Raw genomic sequence first — 527 nt, 5'->3', positions numbered from 1 at the left:
AACAACACGACTTTAAAAGCCTTTGTCGCAACATTAGGGTATTCCAGAGCGACTTTCGTGAAATTTTATGATCATGAACGTACGGATGCATGGATCGATGGTCTAGAAAATGCATTTCAGTTTTTTGCAGGAGTACCTCAAGAAATCCTGTTTGATAACGCTAAAACGATCATGATTGAACGGGATGCCTATCAGGAGGGGCAGCATAAATGGAACCCCAAACTGCTCGACTGCGCCAAGAAATACAGCTTTCGTCCTCGCGTATGTAAGCCCTACCGTGCACAGACCAAAGGCAAAGTTGAACGCTTTAATGGATACCTCAAATCAAGCTTTATTGTGCCATTGAAAGCAAGCCTGAAGACTTCGGGTTTACTGTTAGATGTTGATGTCGCCAATGCCCACATTGGCCGGTGGCTGCATGAAACCGCCAATCAGCGGATTCATGCCACCACGCAAGAAAAACCGGCTGTTCGACTGCAACAGGAGCAGCAAAAATTTACGCCATTACCGCAATCAGATACAGGTTC

Annotated in this window: 1 pseudogene; it reads left to right on the top strand. The window is 45.7% G+C overall.

Annotated elements, in window-relative coordinates:
* A pseudogene (istA, locus tag HX743_RS16245) lies at window positions 1–527 on the top strand (IS21-like element ISAba8 family transposase); the annotation flags it as partial.

The sequence above is a fragment of the Acinetobacter sp. Swhac1 genome, assembly GCF_013390985.1.
Classification (GTDB): Bacteria; Pseudomonadota; Gammaproteobacteria; order Pseudomonadales; family Moraxellaceae; genus Acinetobacter; species Acinetobacter towneri.
This window is presented reverse-complemented; position numbering and strand designations above follow the sequence as displayed.